The organism is Kribbella sp. NPDC006257 (assembly GCF_040613535.1).
Lineage (GTDB): Bacteria > Actinomycetota > Actinomycetes > Propionibacteriales > Kribbellaceae > Kribbella.
Genome location: NZ_JBEXSJ010000034.1, coordinates 40367 through 62024, shown reverse-complemented (window position 1 = coordinate 62024; position 21658 = coordinate 40367). Strand labels below are relative to the sequence as shown.

The window sequence follows — 21658 nt, the reverse complement described above, 5'->3', positions numbered from 1 at the left end:
GAGTAGCTATGAGACTCACCATCGCAGTCGCCGGAGCGCTGGTCGCGGGCCTGGCCTTGTCCGCCTGCAGCTCGGGCGGCGAGACCAGTACTGCGGGCAAGCCGGTCGCTGGGGGGACGCTGACCATGGCGTTGAACAACGACCCCGGGAACCTCGACCCGCAGTTCACCTCGCTGTCGGTCACCAAGCAGGTCGACGCGTTCCTCTACGACTCCCTCACCAACGTCGATGCGACCGGCAAGGAGGTAGCGGGGCTGGCGGAGAAGTGGGAAGGCACCACCACCTCCGCGAAGTACACGCTGCGCAAGGGCATCACCTGCTCCGACGGTACGCCGCTGACGGCGACCACTGTCGCGGAGAACATCACCTTCGTCGGCAACCCGGCCAGCAAGTCGACCCGGATCGGGGTCTTCGTCCCGGCGGGCGCCAAGGCTACCGGTGACGACGCGACCGGCACGGTGACCGTGACAGCACCATCGCCGGACGCCTTCCTGGTCCGCAACGTCGGTGGTCTGCACATCGTGTGTGGTAAAGGCATGAAGGACCGCACGCTGCTCAAGCAGGGCTCGGACGGCACAGGCCAGTTCAAGGTCGCCGAGGCCGTGCCTGGTGACCACTACACGCTCACGAGGCGCAAGGAGTACGCGTGGGGCACGGGCGAGTTCAAGGCTGACCAGGCCGGCATGCCGGACAAGGTGGTACTCAAGGTCGTCGTCAACGAGACCACCGCGGCCAACCTGCTGAGCGCCGGACAGATCAACATCGCTGCCATCGCCGGACCGGACAAGGCACGGTTGGAGGCCCAGAAGCTCTTCTCCCGCAGCCAGGGCTCTCCACTGGGCGAGCTCTGGTTCAACCAGAAGCCTGGTCTGCCGACTGCGGACCTCGCAGTACGGAAGGCTTTGACGCAGGCGCTGGATCTGGCTCAGCTCGGCAAGGTGATCACCGGCGGAACCGGTAAGCCGACCACCAGCATGGTTGTCCCCGGCACCGGCCCTTGCAGCGACGACACCGTCACCGGCAACCTGCCCGGCCACGATCTCGACGCAGCGAAGGCAGGCCTCGACGCAGCCGGCTGGAAGGTAGGTGCAGGCGGCATCCGGGCGAAGGACGGCACCAAGCTCTCCCTGGTCTCCTACTACATGACCAGCCTCGGCCCCACAATGCAGTCCGGAGCAGAGCTGTTGCAGAAGACCTGGACCGAGCTCGGCGTCAACGTCACCCTCAAGGCGGTTTCAACTGCTGAGCTCAGCACTGTCGTCCTGGCCGGTCAGGGCACCTGGCACACCGGGCTGATCCCGCTGACCACGTCGTTGCCCAGCCAGCTCGTCAGCTTCCTGTCCGGCACGGGGCCGCCCAATGGCGGCAACTTCTCCTCGATCAACAACCCCGGGTACGACGCCGCGGTCGCGAAGGCGGCCAAGATCGCCGGAGCGGAGGGCTGCGGTGAATGGGCGAATGCCGAGCGCGCGTTGTTCCAGCAGGTCAACGTGGTGCCGTTCGTGAACTCGACCGTGCCGATCTTCGCCAAGGGCGCGACCTTCGAACTCAACGACGGCGTCGACCCGAGCTCGATCCGGATGCTGGCGCAGTAGTGGCGGCGACAGTCGGCGTCCCGGCCGCGGCGGCGAACCTCTCCACCCATCCCTGGGTGCGGTTCGCCGCCCGCCGGCTCGGGCGCCTGGTCGGATCTGTCCTCGTCCTGGTCAGCGCGGCGTTCCTGATGATCCACCTGATCCCTGGCGATCCGGTGCGCGGAGCACTCGGACCAGTGGCGGCTCAGAGCGTCGTCGACGCCCAGCGGGAAGCACTCGGCCTCAACGATCCACTCTGGCTGCAGTACTTGCACTTCCTGCAGCACCTGTTCACCGGCAACCTCGGTACGTCGATCAGCACCGGTCTCCCCGTCTCCGACGTCATCCGCGATCGTCTGCCGGCCACACTCCAGCTAGCTGTTGCAGCCTTCGTAGTCGCGGCGCTCATCGCGCTACCGGTCGGCCTGGCGATGGGCGTCCTCACCAGAGCCGGTCGCCGCCCACATAGCGAGCTGACCTTCACCTCCACCACAGTGGTTCTCGCTGCGATCCCCGAGTTCCTCCTGGCCGTCGGACTCGTCTACGTCTTCGCAGTCAAGCTCCACTGGCTCCCAGTTGCCGGCCGCAGCAACCTCTCGTCGTACGTGCTGCCGGTCCTGGCGTTAGCTGTAGGACCAGCCGCAGTACTCGCTCGCATCTGCCGAGTCGAACTCCTGGCAGTTCTACAGACGGACTACCTCCGTACGGCGCGAGCCAAGCGACTGCCCGCCGCTGCTGTCTATCTACGGCACGCGCTACCCAACGCAGTAACGGCGACGATCACCGTCGGCGGTCTCCTGTTGGGCGGCATGGTCGCAGGCACTGTCCTGGTCGAGAACGTCTTCAGTTGGCCAGGTCTGGGCAGCACGATCGTGTCCTCGATCCTCGCCAAGGACTACCCGCTGGTTCAGGGAGTAGTACTCGTCTACGGCGCAGGAGTGCTGCTGGTGAACCTTGCTGTCGACGTGATCCTCGCCCTGCTGGATCCCCGATCCACCATCCGGGAGAGCTGATGAAGAAGACAGCTCGCTGGATCGCAGTACTCCGTACGCCGGTTGGCGCCGGCGCCGGGGTGCTCCTACTCGCAGTACTGCTGCTAGCTCTCCTAGCTCCCATCCTGTGGACTCACCAGGCGACAGCAATCGACACAGAACACCTACTGGAAGGCAGCTCCAGCAAGCACCTGCTAGGCACCGACAACCTCGGCCGAGACATCTTCTACCGAGTACTCGTCGCCTCCCGTACGTCGATCCTGCTGGCCCTCACCGCGACTCTGATAGCGGTCGTCTGCGGACTGGTGCTCGGCTGTGCACCGGCTGTGCTCGGCAAGCGAGGCGGTCGACTCGCGACGGCCGTGGTGAACATCGCGGTCGCGTTCCCCGGTCTCCTGCTCGCCCTGTTCTTCGCTGTCGTCTTCGGCGTCGGCGCGAAGGGCGCAGTACTGGCCATCGGCTTCGCGGGAGCACCGTCGTTCGGCCGCCTCACCCAGACCCTGGTCGCCGGGATCGCCGAGCGGGACTACGTCGCGGCGGCGCGGATCGTCGGGGTCGGCCGGTTCCGGATGCTGTCGCGGCACATCCTGCCGAACGTCGCCGAACCGCTCGTGGTGAACGCGACGATCGGGGCAGGCGGTGCCTTGCTCGCTTTCGCCGGCCTGTCATTCCTCGGTCTCGGCGTCCAGCCACCCGCCTACGACTGGGGCCGGCTGATGGGCGAGAGCCTCAACAGCATCTACGTGCATCCGGCCGCCGCCCTGGCTCCCGGCGTCGCGGTCGTCATCGCGGGCCTCGCGTTCAACCTCTTCGGCGAGGCGGTGGCGAAGGGTTTCGGCGTACCGATCCTCAAGAACTCCCACCCAGCACCTTCGGAGACCAGGCCTGCGGCGCCGACGGACGACGACGCGGTGCTGGTCGTCGAGGACCTGTCGGTGACCTTTCCCGGCCCTGTCACGCCGGTGCGCGGGGTCAGCTTCACGATCCGCCGGAGCGAGATCGTCGGCGTGGTCGGCGAGTCCGGTTCGGGCAAGAGCCTGACCGCACTCGCCGTCGCCCAGCTGATCGAGTCGCCGGGACAAGTGCGAGCCTCGGAGCTGTCGTTCCTCGGTGCACCTCTGCTCGGCCGAACAGCAGATCGCGGTACGACGAATGCCCGGCGACGCCTGTTGGGTACGTCGTTCGCGATGGTCTTCCAGGACCCGATGACGTCCTTCAACCCGACCAAGCGGATCGGCGTACAGCTCGCCGAAGGTGCTCGGGAGCATCAAGGGATGACGCGGCGGCAGGCGATGACGCGGGCGGTCGACCGGCTGCGTGCGGTCCGGATCCCGCATCCGGGGCGAAGGGCACACCAGTATCCGCACGAGTTCTCCGGCGGGATGCGGCAGCGGGCGATGATCGGGATGGGCCTGATGGGGTCGCCCGCGCTGATCGTCGCCGACGAACCGACGACCGCGCTCGACGTCACCGTGCAACGGCAGGTGCTGCAGCTGCTCGAACAGATCCGCACCGAGAACGAGGTCGCCGTGCTGCTGATCAGTCACGACATCACGGTCGTCGGCCAGGTCTGCGATCGCGTTCTGGTGATGTACGCCGGGCGCATCGTCGAGGACCTGCCGGCGAGTGAGCTGACGACCGGGGCTCGCCATCCGTACACGCGGGCACTGCTGGCCGCAGTACCGGATCTGGAGACGCCGCTCGATGAGCCGCTGGCGGTGATTCCGGGGCGGCCGGTGGATCCGGCGCACTTCCCGCCCGGTTGCGCCTTCGCGGACCGGTGTGAGTTCGCCGAGGCGAGGTGCCGCACTGAGGATCCGGCGCTGGTCAGCCTCGGTGCGACACATCAGGTGGCCTGCTGGAACCCGCAGTCCGGCCCGGCCTGGCAAGCTCGGTACCCGGGCACCGAGTCGATCCGGACGGGGCAGCGATGAGCGAACTGCGTTTCGACCAGGTGTCGGTGCGGTTCGGCACGGGCCACCGCGCGATCACCGCTGTCGACGGGGTCGACCTGACCGTCCCGTCCGGGCAAGTGGTCGGGCTGGTGGGTGAGTCTGGTTCCGGCAAGTCGACGTTGGCTCGTACTGCGGTCGGGCTGACCGCGCCGTCGTCCGGGCGGATCCTGCTGGACGGTGTACCGATCGACCACCGGGCAAGAAAGCTCCAGATGGTCTTTCAGGACCCCTACTCGTCGCTCGATCCGCGGATGACGATCGGCGACACGATCGCCGAGGCCGTACCCCGCGGCGCCGGTCGTCCCGGCGTGGCAGCGGGACGGAGCCGGCGCGCTGAGGTCGGTCGACTTCTCGATCTCGTCGGACTCGATGCCGCTCGCGCGGACGCGTATCCGGGGGCGTTGTCCGGCGGTCAGCGGCAGCGGGTCGCGATCGCCCGGGCGCTGGCGGGGCAGCCGGACGTGATCATCGCCGACGAGATCACCTCGGCGCTCGACGTCTCCGTCCAAGGCACCATGCTCAACCTCGTCCGTTCACTACAGCGCGAACTGCACCTGTCGATGCTGTTCATCTCGCACAACCTGGCCGTCGTGCGCTACGTGAGCGACCTGATCGCGGTCATGTACCTCGGCCGGATCGTCGAGGTCGGACCTGCCGACCAGGTGCTCAACAATCCACAACACGACTACACCCGAGAGCTTCTCGCCGCCGTACCCCGCCGCGAGACCTCGTACTCAAGGAGGACTTCCGCGTGACCCGACACCTGCGCATCGACGATCTGACCGACCTCGTAGTGCCGGAGCAGCCTGCGCTGTCGCCGGACGGCACCCAGATCGCCTACGTTTTGCGTACGACCGACGTGGAAGGCGACCGCACACTGCGAAGCCTCTGGCGAGTAGCGGCGTCTGGTGGTGAGCCACAGCAGCTCACCAGAGGCGATGCCGACAGCACTCCCGTCTGGTCGCCGGACGGAACCCAGTTGGCGTTCCTGCGCGCCAAGGACGGCCCAGCCCAGCTCTGGCTGCTTCCTGTCGGCGGTGGTGAACCGGAGCAGGTCACCACTCTCCCGCTGGGAGCAGGGACGCCACGGTGGAGTCCTGACGGCACCCGGATCGCCTTCAGTGCACCGGTGGACATCGCTGGGCTGGACGACGAGAAGCGCGGGCATACGCCGATCGTCACCGAGCGGCTGGACTACCAGGCCGACGGCGCCGGCTGGCTGCGGACCATTCGCCAGCACCTTCACCTGCTCGACGTGGACACGAAGAAGTGCCGGCAAGCCACCGAAGGCGACTGGCACGCCAGTGACCCCTCCTGGTCGCCCGACGGCACCAAGCTCGCCTACAGCGCCGGTACTGCGGCCGACGTCGACCTCAACCCGACAGCACCGGCCTACCTGCTCGATGCGACCGACGAGAAGGCAACGCCTCAGCTAGCTGGTCTCTCTGAGGGCATCGCCGGTCCGGTGAGCTGGGCAGACGACTCATTGCTCATCGTCGGCAACCTCGCCGGACCTGTCGGGCACGCAGGTCTCCTGCGGCTCTCGCTCGACACTGGCGAACTGGTGAACCTGGCGGCGTCTCTGGACCGCAACGTGATGCCCGGCGGACCGGCGTACCCCGGAGCCCTTCCCTGCTTGATCGATGACGGCAGCACGGTCCTCTTCGCCATCCGCGAGCGCGGCTGCAGTCACCTGTACTCCGTACCGGTTGCCGGCGGCACTCCTCAGCTCGTGCTGGGCCAGGCCGGCCAGAACGTCTCCAGTCTCACCGTCTCCGGCAACACCGCTGCGCTGGTGCTCACCACCCAGACGTCGTACGGCGAAGTCGTCACACTAGACCTGGCGAGCGGTGAGGTCACCCCGCGCACGTCGTACGGCGAAAAGCTTGCCGAGGTGGAGCACTTCCTCCGGGAGGAGCGAGAGTTCACCGTGTCCGACGGGACCGTCGTGGCTGGCTACCTGATGCGCGATCCGTCGGCTACTGGGCAGCAGCCGCTGCTGCTCGACATCCACGGCGGTCCGCACAACGCGTGGAACGCCGTGTCGGACGAGTACCACCTCTACCACCAGGAGCTCGTCGCACGCGGCTGGAGCATCTTGCTGATGAACCCGCGCGGCAGCGACGGGTATGGCGAGGAGTTCTACAACGGGGTGCTCGGCGGCTGGGGTACCTCCGATGGGAAGGACTTCCTGGAGCCCATCGACCAACTGGTTGCCGAGGGCATCGCTGATCCCCAGCGGCTTGCGGTAGCCGGCTACAGCTACGGCGGCTTCATGACCTGCTACCTGACTAGCCGCGACGACAGGTTCGCTGCAGCAGTCACCGGTGGTGTGGTCAGCGACCTCACCAGCATGAGCGGTACGTCGGACAGCGGCCACTACCTCAGCGTCTACGAGCTGAACGGTCCCGGTGACTTCACTGCGATGTCCCCGATCAGTCAGGTCGACAAGGTGAAGACCCCGACTCTGGTGCTGCACGGTGACGCGGACGTCCGTTGCCCGGTCGGCCAGGCGCAGCAGTGGCACACCGCGTTGCGTGAACAAGGCGTACCGACGCAGCTGGTGCTCTACCCGGAGGCGAGTCACCTCTTCATCGTCGATGGCAGGCCTTCGCACCGGCTCGACTTCAACCGGCGCATCCTCGACTGGGTCGAGCAGTACGCCGGGGACGCGGCCGGCCCGCGCCGTGCACGCATCGACGCGGCGCACTGGCAGCGTCGGCTCGACACGCTCGCCGCGAAGCACGGCGTACCGGGTGCTGCTCTTGGCATCCTGCGGGGTGATGAGTTGGTCGAGGCCGCAACTGGTGTCGTCTTCAAGGACACAGGGCTCGCGACAACGGCCGACTCGCTGTTCCAAATCGGGTCGATCTCGAAGGTCTGGACCGCGACGCTCGTGCTGCAATGGTCGACGAGGGCTTGCTCGACCTGGACTCACCGATCATCGAGGTGCTGCCGGAGCTTCGGCTGGGTGATCCCGATGTCGCGAAGCAGGTGACGATGCGGCATCTGCTCACCCACACCAGCGGCATCGACGGTGACGTGTTCACCGACACGGGACGTGGTGACGACTGCTTGGAGAAGTACGTCGACGGGCTGGCCGAGGTCGGGCAGAACCATCCGCTGGGTGCTACCTGGTCCTACTGCAACTCCGGCTTCTCACTAGCCGGCCGGGTGATCGAGAAGCTCACCGGCAAGACCTGGGATCAGGTACTACGGGAGCGGATCCTCACACCTCTCGGACTGGAGCACACAGTCACACTGCCCGAGGAGGCGATGCTCTACCGGGCCGCTGTCGGACATGTCGGCGAGCCCGGTGAAGAGCCGAAGCCTGCGCCGGTCTGGGCCATCTCCCGCTCGATGGGACCGGCCGGGACGATCATCTCGACCGTCGCCGACACACTGGCCTTCGCCCGGCTGCACCTCGACGGCGGCATCGCACCCGACGGCACCCGGCTGCTGAGCGAAGAGTCCGCGGCTCTGATGGCCTCGAAGCAGGCGGACCTGCCGGACAAGCACACACTCGGTGACTCGTGGGGGCTGGGCTGGATCCGGTTCGGGTGGGACGGCCAGCGACTGATCGGCCACGACGGCAACACGATCGGCCAGTCCGCCTTCCTGCGACTGCTGCCCTCCGAAGGACTCGCAGTGACGCTGCTGACCAATGGCGGCAACACCCGCGACCTGTATCAGGACCTGTACCGCGAGATCCTCCTCGAGCTCGCCGACTTGTCCATGCCTGCGCCGCTTGCTCCCCCGGCGGATCCGCCGACGGTCGACCTGCACAAGCACGTCGGTCGCTACGAGCGGGCCAGCACCATCGACGAGGTGTTCGTGCAGGACGGTCAAGCAGTACTGCGGAGTACCACGACCGGTCCGATCGCTGAGTTGGTGCCCGAGCCGACGCACGAGTATCCGCTGGTGCCGGTGGACGAGACTGGCGACCTGTTCGCAGTGCGGCCGCCGGGGTCGCAGACGTGGATGCCAGTGACCTTCTATTCGTTGCCCACCGGCGAGAAGTACCTGCACGCCGGGGTCCGTGCGACGCCGAAGGTGAGCTGATGACGTCACTGGTCGAACGGATGCAGGCGGCGCTGCCCCAGATGCTGACGGATCTGGAGCGGTTGGTGACCTGTGAGTCGCCGTCGTCGGATCAGGCGGCGGTGGCTCGGAGCGCCGACCTGGTGGCCGAGCTCGGCACCGGGTTGCTGGGCAGCGCACCGGAGTACGTGGTCGTGGACGGGTGTACCCATCTGCGGTGGCGGCTCGGCGACGGGCCGTCGCGGGTCCTGGTGCTTGCGCATCACGACACGGTCTGGCCGATCGGGTCGCTGGAGAGCCATCCGTTCGTGATCGAGGACGGCGTACTGCGCGGTCCGGGCTCCTTCGACATGAAGACAGGCCTGGTGATGGCCTTCCACGCGATTGCCGCGCTGCCTGCCGCCGACGGGGTGACGCTGCTGGTGACCGGTGACGAGGAGCTCGGATCGCCTTCGTCGCGAGCGCTGATCGAGGAGGAGGCGGCGGGATGCGTCGCCGCTCTGGTGCTGGAGGCCTCGGCGGACGGTGCACTGAAGCTCGAGCGCAAAGGCGTATCCAACTACGAGATCCGGATCGTCGGGCGGGCTTCGCATGCCGGGCTCGAACCGGAGCTCGGGGTGAACGCGAGTATCGAGGCCGCGCATCAGATCCTTGCCGTGAGCAACCTTGGTGACGCTTCGCGTGGGACGTCGGTGACGCCGACCGTTCTGACGTCCGGTACTACGCGGAACACGGTGCCCGCCACGGCGAGCTTCCTCATCGATGCACGGGCTCGCGATGTCGAGGAGCAGCTCCGGGTGGACAAGGAACTGCACGCGCTGACGCCGGTGCTGCCCGAGTCGTCGCTGGAGATCCTTGGTGGCCCCAACCGGCCACCGCTCGAGCGGAAGATGTCCATCGACCTCTTCGAACGGGCCTCTCGACTGGCCGGCGACCTCGGGCTGCCGGCGTTGCGGGAGATCTCGGTCGGCGGTGGATCCGACGGCAACTTCACCGCCGGGGTCGGTACGCCGACCCTCGACGGCCTGGGTGCCGTCGGTGGCGGCGCGCATGCCGACGACGAGCACGTCGTGGTCGCCGAGATCGCACCGCGAACTGCTTTGCTGGTTGCTCTGATCGATGACTTGCTGGACAGACCATGATCAGCACGCTGGATGCCGACCGGGACAGCGTGGCGGCGGCGGAAGCGGCCGGCGTACAGGTCCGGGAGCTGTCCGCGCTGGCCGAACTCGATCAGGTGTATCGGCTGTACGACGCGATCTGGCGGCCGGATCCGAAGAACCCGCCGGTGACCACCGAGCTGTTGCGGGCGTTGACGAAGGCGGGCAACTACGTCGGCGGGGCGTTCGACGGCGACGAGCTGATCGGGGCTTGTGTCGGGTTCTTCGAGGCGCCGGCCACGGTCGCGATGCACAGTCATGTCGCCGGGGTGTCCGGGGCTGCTCGCGGGCGCAATGTCGGGTTCGCGCTGAAGTTGCATCAGCGGGCTTGGGCGTTGCGGCGCGGGGTGACGGCGATCTCGTGGACGTTCGATCCGCTGATCCGGCGGAACGCCTACTTCAACGTGGTGAAGCTCGGCGCGCGACCGGCGGAGTACCTGCCGAACTTCTACGGGCAGATGGAGGACGGGATCAACAACGGGGATGACTCCGACCGGCTGCTGGTCCGATGGCAGCTGGATACGCCCGAGGTAGGTGAAGCGGCTGCCGGGCGGCCTAGTCCCGTGGTGGTTTCTTCGTTGCCTGGGGCAACGGTCGCGTTGGGGCGGGTGGAGGACGGGCGGCCGGTGCTGGGTTCCGGGAGCGACGAGGGTCCTTTGCTGGTCGCCGTACCGGCTGATGCCGAAGGATTACGCAGTACGGACCCCGGCGTCGCCAAGGACTGGCGGCTGGCGGTGCGTGAGGTGCTCGGCGGGTTGCTCGCGGACGGCGCGCAGGTGACCGGCTTCGATCGGGCCGGCTGGTATGTCGTGGAGAGGACAGTCTGATGAAACTGACCGGGGTCGAGTTGCGACGGATCTCGTTGCCGTTGGTGTCGCCGTTCCGGACGTCGTTCGGGACCGAGACGACGCGGGACGCCTTGCTGGTGAGGGTGGTCGGCACCGAGGCCGAAGGGTGGGGCGAGTGCGTGGCGATGAGCGGGCCGCTGTACTCGTCGGAGTACGTGGACGGGGCGATCGACGTCCTGCGGCGGTTCTTCGTGCCCGCGTTGGGTGGTTCGGTTTCCGCTGTTGGGGTCGCACCGGCGTTGGCCCGGTTTCATGGGCACCGGATGGCGAAGGCGGCGCTGGAGACCGCCGTACTGGATGCCGAGTTGCGTGCCGAGGGGCGGCCGTTGGCGCGTGAGTTGGGGGCTGTGCACGATCGGGTGCCGTGCGGGGTGTCGGTCGGGATCATGGATTCGATCGGTGAACTGCTCGACGCGGTCGGCGGGTATCTGGACGAGGGGTATCTGCGGATCAAGCTGAAGATCCAGCCTGGTTGGGATGTCGAGCCGGTCGCTGCGGTGCGGGAACGGTTCGGGGACGTGTTGCTGCAGGTCGACGCGAATACGGCGTACGCGGTGTCGGATGCGCGGCATCTCGCGCGGCTGGACCCGTTCGAGCTGCTGCTGATCGAGCAGCCGCTGGACGAGGAGGACATCCTCGGGCACGCCGAACTCGCCCGGCTGATCAAGACGCCGGTCTGCCTCGACGAGTCGATCACCTCGGCGCGGTCGGCGGCCGCGGCGATCTCGCTGGGCGCCTGCTCGATCATCAACGTGAAGCCCGGCCGGGTCGGCGGGTATCTGGAATCGCGCCGGATCCACGATGTCTGCGTCGCGCACGGCATCCCGGTCTGGTGCGGCGGCATGCTCGAAACCGGCCTCGGCCGAGCCGCCAACGTCGCCCTGGCCGCCCTCCCCGGCTTCACCCTCCCCGGCGACACCTCCGCCTCCAGCCGCTACTACCGCACCGACATCACCACCCCCTTCACCCTCGACGCCGGCCACCTCCCCGTCCCCACCACCCCCGGCATCGGCGTAGTCCCCCTCCCCGACGTCCTCGCCGAAGTCACCACCTCCACCGAATGGCTCCCGCTGTAGCCGCCTCACCTCGCCCCCTTCGCGGCTCCACCCCTCCATGGGCACTCCTCCCTCCGCGGGGTCGGCCGCCCTCCGCGGGGTCCGCTCCCCCTCCGCGGGGTCCGCTCCCCTTCACGGGGCTCCGCTCCCCTTCACGGGGTTCGCCCCCTGGTATGGCAGGGGGCGAACCCCACAAGGAGGGGCGGAGCACACGGAAGGCGCGGCCGGGCGCGGTGGTCGCGAGTGGTCAGCTGTTGGATCGGACGAAACTGGGAGGTGAAACTGTCCAAGAGTACGAACTAGGGTGGGGGTTCGGGTTCTAGCGTCGGGAGGGTGTTGCGTTCCGTGACGAATCGGCCTCGGGCCAGTCTCGGCCGGGTTCTGGACGACCTCGGCGACACGCTGCTGGAACTCGTCCACGGCGACGCCGACCAGTCCGCGGAGATCGGCGGCGTCGTCATCCACGACCCGGTCGACGAACCCGTCCTCCCCCAGCACGCCCTCGTCCTCGGCGTCGGCCTCCAGGACCCGCAAGAAGTCGCCCACCTCCTCCAAGGCCTGGGCCACCACAACGCAGCCGCCCTCGTGGTCCGCTCGCCCATCACCTCCGATGAGCTGATCACCAAAGCTGTGGAGGACTCAGGGGTAGCGCTGCTGGGGCTGACTCGGGGCGCTTCCTGGGATCAGCTCGCTGTGTTGCTGCGGTCGGTGCTGGCTGAGGGGGATGTGGGGGTTGCGGAGCCGGAGACGCTTGGCGGAATGCCTTCGGGGGATTTGTTTGCGCTGGCGAATGCGGCGGCGGCTTTACTGGATGCTCCGGTGACTATTGAGGACCGGAGTTCGCGGGTGCTTGCTTTCTCGGGCAGGCAGGACGAGGCGGACGAGGCTCGGGTCGAGACGGTGCTCGGACGCCAGGTCCCGCAGCGCTACTCCCGCCTGCTCAACGAGCTCGGCATCTTCCGCGAGCTCTACCGCACCGATCAGCCGGTGCAGGTCCCTCCCCTCCCGCACGCCAGTGGTGCGTTCACGATCCCCCGGGTTGCCGTCGCTGTCCGCGCGGGCGACGAGATCCTCGGCTCGATCTGGGTCGTCGTCCGGACCCCGCTCACCGAGGAACGCACCCAGGCCCTCTGCGACGCGGCCAAACTCGTCGCCCTCCACATGCTGCGGATCCGCGCCGGCGCCGATGTCCAGCGCCGCCTCCGCGCCGACCTGGTCAGTACGGCGCTCGAAGGCGGCGCCGGTGCCCGCGAGGCCCTCGACCGCCTCGGTCTCGCCGACCAGCCCGTCGTCGTGCTCGCCCTCTCGACTCCTCAGCCAACAGATCTGAGCGACGCCGGTCTAGCCACCGAACGCCAGCGCCTCGCCGACGCCTTCGCCATGCACCTGGGCGCAGTGCATCCCCGATCGGCGGCGGCCCTGGTGGGCGATGTCGCCTACGGGCTGATCCCGGTCCAGCCCGATCGCCACGACGGCGAGGAGAACGCCGTACGGATCGCGAAGGACTTCCTCGAGCGGATCGGCGATCGCGTCACCGCGACGATCGGGGTCGGTCCCGTCGTACGGGAGAACTCGCACCTGCCGCACGCCCGCGCGGGCGCCGACCGCGCACTGCGCGTACTACGAACCGCCCGCGGCCCGCACCGCGTCGCACGACTGGCCGACGTCCACGTCGAGAGCCTGCTGCTCGAACTCCGCGATCTGATCGAGGCACGGGGTGACCAGCCGACCGGCCCGATCGCGCGGCTGATCGCGTACGACCGGGAGCACAACTCCAACCTCGTCGAGACACTCCGCGCCTGGCTGGACGCCTTCGGCGACGTCATCGCGGCGGCGGGATCGGTCTACGTCCACCCGAACACCTTCCGCTACCGCCTCCGCCGCCTGGCCGAGGTCGGCGACCTCAACCTCGACGACCCCGAAGCCCGCTTCGCCGCCATGCTCCAACTCCGCGTGCTTCCCCCACCCCGTAAACAATGAAAGCCCGGCCACAAGTGGCCGGGCTTTCAGCGGGAGATCAGGACTTGCGCTTGGTGACTTCCTCGGTGGCAGCCGGGAGGACCTTGTGCAGGTCGCCGACGACACCGAAGTCGACCAGCTCGAAGATCGGCGCCTCTTCGTCCTTGTTGACGGCAACGATCGTCTTCGAGGTCTGCATACCGGCCCGGTGCTGGATCGCACCCGAGATGCCCGCGGCAACATAGAGCTGCGGCGAGACGGTCTTGCCGGTCTGGCCCACCTGGTAGGCGTGCGGGTACCAACCCGAGTCGACGGCTGCGCGCGACGCACCGACCGCGGCACCGAGCGAGTCGGCGAACGCCTCGATCGGACCGAAGTCGCCGCCGGTACCGCGGCCACCGGACACGATGATCGCCGCCTCGGTCAGCTCCGGACGACCGGTCGCCTCGCGCGGCTTGGAGTCGGTGATCCGGGCCGTCTTGGCGGCGTCGGAGATCGTCACGTCGAACTCCTCCACCTCCGGCGAGGTCTCGGCCGCCTCCGGCGTCGCCGCGTTCGGCTTCACCGTGATGATCGGCGTCCCGTGCGTGATCTTCGACTGGACCGAGTAGTTCCCCGCGAACACCGACTGCGTGGTGACGGGACCGGCCTGTACGTCGACAGCGTCGGTGATCAGACCCGATTCGAGCTTGACCGCGAGCCGGGCGGCGATCTCCTTGCCCTCGGCATTCGACGAGATCAGGATCGCCGACGGCTCGATCTTGGCGGCGACCTGCTGCAGCGCCTCGGCCTTCGGCGCCACCAGGTACTGCGACAGCTCCGGGTTGGTCAGCGCGATCACCTTCGTCGCGCCGTACTGGCCGAGCGCCGGCAGCGCGTCCTGCACGCCGTCGCCGATGTAGACGGCTACCGGCTCGCCGAGCCGGCGCGCGATGGTGAGGAGTTCCGCGGTCGTCTTACGGACCTTGCCACCGGTGTGGTCAACGAGAACGAGAACGTTCGACATGGCTAACTCGCCTCTCAGAGGAACTTGTTGGTGGACAGGAACTCGACGAGCTGGGTAGCGCCGCTACCGTCCTCGTCGGTGACGATCGTGCCGGCGCTGCGCGGCGGCCGTGCGGTCACCTCGATGACCTCGGTCCAGGACGAAGAGCCACCAACCTGGTCGGCGGTGAGCTCCAGGTCGGCCAGCGACCAGGTCTCGACCGGCTTCTTCTTCGCGGCCATGATGCCCTTGAACGACGGGTAGCGCGGCTCGCCGGACTGGTCCGACACCGACAGCACGAGCGGCAGCGTGCCCTCGATCGTGTCGGAGGCGGTGTCGCCGTCGCGGCGGATCGTCACCTTGTCGCCGTCGACGGTCACCGAGGAGCCCAGCGTGACGGCCGGCAGCCCGAGCCGCTCGGACACCATCGCCGGGACGACACCCATCGAGCCGTCGGTGGAGGCCATCCCGAACACGACCAGGTCCGCCTCCAGCTTGCCCAGCGCCTTGGCCAGGATCAGCGAGGTGGCCACGGCGTCGGAGCCGTGGATCCCGTCGTCGTTCACGTGGACGCCGGCGTCGGCGCCCATCTGGAGACCCTTCTTGATGGCGTCCGCGGCCTGCTCCGGCCCGACGGTGAGGATGGTCACCTCGCCGTCACCTGCTTCCTTCACGGTGAGAGCCGTTTCGACGGCGTACTCGTCCAGTTCGGACAGCAGCCCGTCGACACCGGCCCGGTCCACCGTGTTGTCCTCGGAGCGGAAGCGGCGGTCCGCGGTGGCATCCGGCACGAACTTCGCGCAGACGACGATCTTCATAGCGTGTGGGACCCCTTCTGGTTAACGGTCACTCCCAGCCTGCCATGGATGTTACTCACGAGAAACATAAGCGTGGTGCGAGTCCCATCACAGTCTTGCGGGACACTAAGCTCGGCTGGTGGCTGAGACGTTACCGCTCACCGGGGAGAGAACGGCGCCCGGGATCTGGCACGAGAACTATTGGTATGCCCGGCACCTGGCGGCGTACCAGTGGCTGACCGCCCTGATCCCACCCACCGGCCGGGTCCTGGACGCCGGCTGCGGCGAAGGATACGGAGCAGAACATCTCCGTACTACGGGCGCCCGGTCGGTCGTCGGCCTGGACTACGACGGTACGGCGTTGCGCCACATCACGAAGGTCTATCCGGAACTCAAGGTGCTGCAGGGCAACCTCGTGCAGCAGGGGCTGGCCGATGACGCGTTCGACCTGGTGGTGTCGATGCAGACGATCGAGCACCTCTGGGACCAGCCGGCCTTCGTCGCCGAGTGCGCCCGGGTGGTCCGGCCCGGCGGCACCGTCGTACTGACGACCCCCAACCGGCTCACCTTCCCGCCGGGGAACTGGTACCACACCAGGGAGCTGACCGGCCCCGAGCTGGTGGAGCTGGTGACGGCCGAGCTCGAGGTCACGACGGTGGCGGGGCTGCGGCACGGACCGCGATTGGCCGCCTGGGAGGCGCAGTACGGAAATCTTGTCGACGCCCAGTTGGCGGATGGTCACCAGGAGTGGGCCGAATCTCTGATAAACCTTGTGCAGTCAGTGCGAGCCACCGACTTCGTGGTCGAGGAGGTCGAGGACTCCCTCGACCTCCTCGTGGTGGCCCGAAAGGCTCCCTGACCGGTTCCCGCCCGGGCCGCCAGATAACCATCCGGCCAAGGCTTGGAAAAATTGACCCCAGGTGACTTCTATAACACCCGCTGGATATGTCAGAGTCGTCCGCGTCCTTCGCGACCTGTCTGGCTGCCGCCCCGGTTGCCTCGTCACAGTCGGACCCTGACCATGGTTTGGATTCCTTGAGAATGAAAAAGCTCGTGCTAGCGATCGGCGTCGCCCTGACCGCCGTCGCGGCGGTCGTCGTGGTGTTCCTCGGCGGGCCGTCGTCGGCCTCCCCGATCTCGCAGACCACCGTCGTGTCGGAGAACCCCTCGGACATCACTCCGCGGATCCAGGACGGCGCCGTCTACAAGATGCTCAACCACGGTGGTGCCATCTTCGTCGGTGGCCAGTTCACCAAGGTGAAGCAGTACAACGGCACCACCCTGATCGCGCGTGACCGGCTGTTCGCGTTCAACCCCAAGACCGGTGGCATCACCGGCCTGCACGCGACCTTCAACTCCGAGGTGTGGGCGCTCGCGACCGACGGTACGTCGTTGTTCGTCGGCGGCTACTTCAACACGGTCAACGGCGTGAAGCGCACCGGGCTGGTGAAGCTGAACGCCACCACCGGTGCGGTCGACACCAAGTTCAACGCGAACCTCACCGGCTCGGTCACCGACCTCGCCTTCGTGAAGGGCCGGCTGATCGCGGGCGGCTCGTTCGCGCAGAAGCTGGTCGCGCTGAACCCGACCACCGGCGGCAACACCGGCTACATCAATGTCCCGATCGCAGGCGTGCCCTACCCGGGCAACCCGGAATCGGGTCCGACCAAGGTCTTCCGGTTCTCGGTCAACCCGGCCGGCACCCGCCTCGTCATCGTCGGCACCTTCTCCTCGGTCGGCGGCAAGGCCCGTCGCCAGGCAGCGCTGCTGACACTCGGGACCAGCTCCACCACGGTCAGCAGCTGGTACTCGCCGCTGTGGGACCACGCCTGCTCGTCGGCCACCCCGTCGTACACCCGGGACGTCGACTGGGCGCCGAACGGCGGCTGGTTCGTCATCGTCACCACCGGCGCCGCGGCACCGGACGACCCGAGCCGGCTGTGCGACTCCGCGACCCGCTGGAACGTCAACGACCTCGTCGCGCAGAAGCCGGTCTGGGTGAACTACACCGGCGGCGACACGCTGCTCTCGGTCCAGGTCACCACCTCGTCGGTCTACGTCCAGGGCCACAACCGGTACCTGAACAACCCGTACGGCGACAACGACGCCGGCCCGGGTGCCGTCTCCCGGCAGGCCATCGGCGCCCTCAACCCGAACAGCGGCCTCGCCTACTCCTGGAACCCCACCAAGGACCGCGGCATCGGCGGCTACGACCTCCTCCTCACCACGGACGGCCTCTGGGTCGGCTCCGACACCACCCACATCGGCAACGAGATCCACGAACGCATCGCCCTGCTGCCGACCACGTAACAACTGCTGACAGAGAACGGCCCCGGATCCTGGTGATCCGGGGCCGTTCTCGTTGTCCGCCTTACGGGCGGATGAAGCGTTCGAGGATTTTGCCGGCGATCAGGTAGACGAGGGCTGCGATGCCCCAGTTGACCAGGAGGGTGTTCTTGGCCGTCTCCAGGCGGAAGAGGTCCTTGAAGGGGCCTACTACGTCGTGACCGCGTTCGAGGACGAAGCGGACGATCTCGTTGCTCTGGTTCGTCTGGTCCAGGGCGGTGAAGAGGGCACCTAGTGCGAGCACGGCTGCGGCCAGTACGGCAATCAGCCAGACCACTGAGGCGATCAGGTTCCGGGCTTTCCGCACGCCCGAGCCGACGGTGGACAGCTTGCCCTTGGGGGCCGGCTTCGCAGGCACTGCCTTCTTCACTACAGGTTTGTTGCCCGCGGCACCGGTTGCCGTCGTACCGGTGGTCGGCGTACTGGCGGCTGCCGGTTGGCGGACGAGCGGTTTCGTCACCGAGGTCTCGTCGTCGGCAGCCCCCGCGGCGGCCTCCGCTGCAGCCTTCTCGCGCGCCTTCTGGGCCGCGACGATCTCCGCGGCCGTCTTCGGCTTGGCGGCTTTCGTCGCCGTCGCCGTGCGACCACCGGCAGGAGTCTCCTCAGTCTCCTTGCCCAGCGGTGTCACCGCCTTCTCGGCATCGACGGCCTTGGCCGCCTTGTCGTCGGGTGTACCCACGTCGTCCATCTCCTCAGCCGGGGTCGGTTCCTCGTCCGCCGCCGGTCCCAGCACCGGCGGCTTCTTCCGCTTGTTGCCCGGGACCGGACGCGGCGTCAATCTCCGCCGCACACCTGGTACCGGGACCGGCAACACGTCGTCCACACTGTCCAACGTAGCGACGTCCGCACTCTCGGCCACGATCGGGACCGGTTCGACCGCCCGGTGCCGTGCGCCCGTGATCGAGCCGTCGGCAGCAGCCTGGTCCAGCCTCGGCTGCCGGTTGATGTCAGCCACGCTGCTTCTCCTCTCCGACGACGACGTCCGGGACATAGTGCCCGACTGGCGAGTAACTTGAGAACCCCCTACTCACATCTGCTCTATCACCAGCAGTACGTGTTCCGTTACCCGGCGCCCCTCCCCCCGACACATCTATCCCGTCGGACCCCACCTCGTCAGGTACTTCAGCCGGTACTGCGGGCGCTCCCGCGCGGAGTCTCGCGGCGGTCCGCTCGTTCTCGCGGGCCAACTTTTCGAGGTACGCCCGGCGCTCTGCCTCGGCCTCGTAGCGGGTGACCCGGTCCCGCACTACCACCGCCGGGACGCCGACGGCCACGGAGTACGCCGGGATGTTGCCTCGGGCAACGCTGTTCGCGCCGATCACCACCCCGCGGCCGATATCGGCCCCCCGCGTCACAGTCACCTTGGTCGCCAGCCAGCAGTCCGGTCCGATCCGGACCGGCGACTTCACCAGCCCCTGGTCCTTGATCGGCAGATCCAGATCCTCGGTCTTGTGGTCGAAATCGCAGATATACGTCCAGTCCGCGATCAGCGTCGACGCCCCGATCTCGATGTCCAGGTAGCAGTTCACCGTCACATCGCGCGCGAACACCACCTTGTCGCCGATCCGCAGCGTCCCCTCGTGCGCCCGCAGCCGGGTCTCGTCGCCGAGATGCACCCACTTGCCGAGAATCAGCCGGCCGTGCCCCGGCCTGGCAACGATCTCAAGTTTCTTGCCGAGGAAAACGAATCCCTCGGTGATCACCTGCGGGTGCCGCAGCTTGAACATCGCGAAGCGCCAGTACCGTTTGAGGTAGTACGGGGTCCACGCCCGGTGGCGCACCACCCAGCGCAGATTCGCCGCGGTCAGCAAGCGCATCCGTCCATTATGCGCACGCCCGGTCAGCATCCTTAAGGTGCAACCCCGGTGATCGACACGTTGTAGTAGAGCTCGTCCGGGACTACCTGAGCGAGCACCTTGTCGACCTTGGAGAGCTGCAGCCAGGACTTGTAGGCGAACATCCGCCAGCCGAACCCGAGCTTCTCCTCCGGCACCGCGGCCTCGAACGTCCGGATCGGCCAACCGACCCAGGCCGCCAGCAGCTCTTCGGTGACAGTCCGTACGCCGGTTGCGCCCGCCCGCTCGGCCATCCGGGCCAGCGTGTCCGGGTCGAAGGTGTGCAGGTCCACGACTGCTTCGAGGGCGGCCGCGCGGGACGACTCGTCGAGTTCGGACTGCGGGCGGCGCCAGTGGCTCAGCGCGGGCAGCTTGGTCACGTTGGTGGTCGCCCACCAGGTGAGCCGGGAGAGGCGGCGCGCCACGAAGTCGCCGTACCGGGTGGGTTCGCCGCAGATCACGAACCGGCCGCCGGGCTTGAGGACGCGGAGCATCTCGCGGAAGGCGAGTTCGACGTCGGGGATGTGGTGGATCACCGCGTGCCCGATGACGAGGTCGAAGGTGTCGTCGTCGTACGGGAGTTTCTCGGCGTCCGCGACCTTGCCCTCGATCGCGAAGCCGAGGGTGTCGGCGTTGCGCTTGGCCGCCTCGACCATGCCGGGCGACAGGTCGGTGACGTGTGCTTCGGCGAGGACGCCGGCCAGCTTGAGGTTCAACGTGAAGAAGCCGGTGCCGGCGCCGATCTCGAGCGACTTGCCGTACGGCCAGCCGTCGGAACCGGCGACGTCGGTGAACCGGTCGCGGGCGTAGTCGACGCAGCGTTCGTCGTACGAGATCGACCACTTCTCGTCATACGTGGACGCTTCCCAGTCGTGGTAGAGCACCTGGGCGAGCTTGTTGTCGTTCCACGCGGCCTCGACCTCTTCGGCGGAGGCGGCGGGCTTCGGTCCGGCAGTAGTCATCAGATTCCCTTGAACTCGGCCTTGCCCGGGCCGTTCTCTACGAAAGACTTCATCCCGATGCTTCGGTCCTCGGTGGCGAAGAGGCCGGCGAACTGCTGGCGCTCGATTTCCAGGCCGGTGTTCAGGTCGACGCCGAGGCCGGCGTCGATGGCCTCCTTCGCGGCCCGGAGCGCGAGCGCGGCGCCGCGGGAGAACTGCGAGGCCCAGGCAACGGCTGCGTCGTACACGTCGGCCGCGGGGACGACCTTGTCGACGAGGCCGATCTGGAGCGACTCGGCGGCGTCGACGAAACGGCCGGTGTAGATGATGTCCTTGGCCTTGGACGGGCCGATCAGCCGGGACAACCGCTGGGTGCCGCCGGCGCCGGGGATGATGCCGAGCAGGATCTCGGGCTGGCCGAGCTTCGCGTCGTCGGCGGCGATCCGGTAGTCGGCGCAGAGCGCGAGCTCACACCCGCCGCCGAGCGCGTACCCGGTGATCGCGGCAACGGTCGGCTTGGGGATCGCGGCAACCGCGGACAGCGAGGCCTGCAGCGGACCGGAGCGCTTGACCATGTCGGCGTACGACATGTCGGCCATCTCCTTGATGTCCGCACCGGCCGCGAAGACCCGCTCGCCGCCGTAGATGACGACCGCCCGTACGGCGTCGTCGGCCGCGGCCGCGTCGGCAGCCTCCCGGATCTCGTCCTGGACCTGCACGTTGAGCGCGTTCATCTTCGGCCGATCCAGCCGGATCGTCCCGACCCCGTCACTCACCGTCAGATTGACGAACTCACCCATCGCCTCGCTCCTCCAGTCAGCCCTACCCACCGGTCACATCCCGGGGCACGCTACCGGACCACCCGCCCCACTCGTACTACGAGGTGCCGCCCCGCCCCGCCTACGCGCCTCCGCAGTCGCGCGGTTCACCCACCGCCTGCGGGGATCACCCCCGGTCGTTGGGTTCGCACCCTGCTATACGAGGGGGCGAACCCCGCCACGAAGAGCCCAGCACACCGACCGCGCCGCGCGGTTCACCCACCGGCCCCGGGGACCACCCCCGCCACGGGGTTTATCCGCCACGGGGTCAGCCCTCGCCACGGGGGTTCACCCACCGGCCACGGGGACCACTCCCTGTCGCGGGGTTCGCACCCTGTTATGGGAGGGGGTG

16 protein-coding genes and 1 pseudogene are annotated in these 21658 nt (G+C 67.9%); 11 read left to right on the top strand and 6 right to left on the bottom strand.

The genetic code is table 11. The annotated features are described in order from the left end of the window. The first annotated feature begins 8 nt into the window (after positions 1–8). The 9 genes and pseudogenes from ABZ004_RS31635 to ABZ004_RS31595 all read left to right on the top strand — a co-directional run bounded on the left by ABZ004_RS31635 (position 9) and on the right by ABZ004_RS31595 (position 13605). A complete protein-coding gene (locus ABZ004_RS31635) occupies positions 9–1595 on the top strand; it encodes an ABC transporter substrate-binding protein (protein WP_355684749.1) in 1587 nt (528 codons plus the stop codon). Next, positions 1595–2587 carry an ABC transporter permease gene (locus ABZ004_RS31630; protein WP_355684748.1) on the top strand — a complete coding sequence of 331 codons (993 nt, stop codon included), beginning with the start codon at positions 1595–1597 and terminating at the stop codon, positions 2585–2587. The genes ABZ004_RS31635 and ABZ004_RS31630 overlap by 1 nt, the downstream gene beginning before the upstream one ends. After that, positions 2587–4500, top strand: coding sequence for a dipeptide/oligopeptide/nickel ABC transporter permease/ATP-binding protein (locus ABZ004_RS31625; RefSeq protein ID WP_355684747.1), 1914 nt, complete (start codon positions 2587–2589; stop codon positions 4498–4500). Before ABZ004_RS31630 ends, ABZ004_RS31625 begins: the two co-directional genes overlap by 1 nt. Next, complete coding sequence (locus ABZ004_RS31620; RefSeq protein ID WP_355684746.1) at positions 4497–5276, top strand: ATP-binding cassette domain-containing protein; 780 nt, start codon at positions 4497–4499, stop codon at positions 5274–5276. The genes ABZ004_RS31625 and ABZ004_RS31620 overlap by 4 nt, the downstream gene beginning before the upstream one ends. After that, positions 5273–8583: pseudogene (locus ABZ004_RS31615) on the top strand (LpqB family beta-propeller domain-containing protein). Before ABZ004_RS31620 ends, ABZ004_RS31615 begins: the two are co-directional and overlap by 4 nt. Beyond that, positions 8583–9704, top strand: coding sequence for a M20 family metallopeptidase (locus ABZ004_RS31610; RefSeq protein ID WP_355684745.1), 1122 nt, complete (start codon positions 8583–8585; stop codon positions 9702–9704). Before ABZ004_RS31615 ends, ABZ004_RS31610 begins: the two are co-directional and overlap by 1 nt. Continuing rightward, entirely contained in the window at positions 9701–10549 is an 849-nt protein-coding gene (locus ABZ004_RS31605; RefSeq protein WP_355684744.1) for a GNAT family N-acetyltransferase, read from the top strand. Before ABZ004_RS31610 ends, ABZ004_RS31605 begins: the two co-directional genes overlap by 4 nt. After that, on the top strand, positions 10549–11646 hold the full coding sequence (gene menC / locus ABZ004_RS31600) for an o-succinylbenzoate synthase (RefSeq protein WP_355684743.1): 1098 nt from the start codon (positions 10549–10551) through the stop codon (positions 11644–11646). Before ABZ004_RS31605 ends, menC begins: the two co-directional genes overlap by 1 nt. Before the next feature lie 324 nt (positions 11647–11970). After that, positions 11971–13605 (top strand): helix-turn-helix domain-containing protein, encoded by a 1635-nt coding sequence (locus ABZ004_RS31595; RefSeq protein WP_355684742.1) that lies wholly within the window; start codon positions 11971–11973, stop codon positions 13603–13605. A gap of 37 nt (positions 13606–13642) precedes the next feature. Here the strand turns inward: ABZ004_RS31595 and ABZ004_RS31590 are convergent, their stop codons facing one another. Further along, complete coding sequence (locus ABZ004_RS31590) at positions 13643–14590, bottom strand: electron transfer flavoprotein subunit alpha/FixB family protein (RefSeq protein ID WP_355684741.1); 948 nt, start codon at positions 14588–14590, stop codon at positions 13643–13645. A 14-nt stretch (positions 14591–14604) separates the two neighbouring features. Then, entirely contained in the window at positions 14605–15387 is a 783-nt protein-coding gene (locus ABZ004_RS31585) for an electron transfer flavoprotein subunit beta/FixA family protein (protein ID WP_355684740.1), read from the bottom strand. A gap of 118 nt (positions 15388–15505) precedes the next feature. On the opposite strand from ABZ004_RS31585, the gene ABZ004_RS31580 reads away from it, so the two are divergent. Both ABZ004_RS31580 and ABZ004_RS31575 read left to right on the top strand, forming a co-directional pair. Next, on the top strand, positions 15506–16225 hold the full coding sequence (locus ABZ004_RS31580; RefSeq protein WP_355684739.1) for a class I SAM-dependent methyltransferase: 720 nt from the start codon (positions 15506–15508) through the stop codon (positions 16223–16225). A gap of 182 nt (positions 16226–16407) precedes the next feature. Next, the gene (locus ABZ004_RS31575; protein WP_355684738.1) at positions 16408–17676 is read left to right on the top strand and encodes a hypothetical protein; all 1269 of its coding nucleotides are present in this window, start codon (positions 16408–16410) and stop codon (positions 17674–17676) included. A gap of 61 nt (positions 17677–17737) precedes the next feature. On the opposite strand, the gene ABZ004_RS31570 is transcribed toward ABZ004_RS31575, so the two are convergent. The 4 genes from ABZ004_RS31570 to ABZ004_RS31555 are packed head-to-tail and all read right to left on the bottom strand — an operon-like array spanning position 17738 to position 21288. Then, the gene (locus tag ABZ004_RS31570; RefSeq protein ID WP_355684737.1) at positions 17738–18667 is read right to left on the bottom strand and encodes a hypothetical protein; all 930 of its coding nucleotides are present in this window, start codon (positions 18665–18667) and stop codon (positions 17738–17740) included. Beyond that, positions 18660–19529, bottom strand: a complete 870-nt coding sequence (locus tag ABZ004_RS31565; RefSeq protein WP_355684736.1) for an acyltransferase — start codon at positions 19527–19529, stop codon at positions 18660–18662. Before ABZ004_RS31565 ends, ABZ004_RS31570 begins: the two co-directional genes overlap by 8 nt. 32 nt (positions 19530–19561) lie before the next feature. Beyond that, positions 19562–20509 carry a methyltransferase domain-containing protein gene (locus tag ABZ004_RS31560; protein WP_355684735.1) on the bottom strand — a complete coding sequence of 316 codons (948 nt, stop codon included), beginning with the start codon at positions 20507–20509 and terminating at the stop codon, positions 19562–19564. Further along, entirely contained in the window at positions 20509–21288 is a 780-nt protein-coding gene (locus tag ABZ004_RS31555; protein WP_355684734.1) for an enoyl-CoA hydratase-related protein, read from the bottom strand. Before ABZ004_RS31555 ends, ABZ004_RS31560 begins: the two co-directional genes overlap by 1 nt. Positions 21289–21658 lie beyond the last annotated feature (370 nt).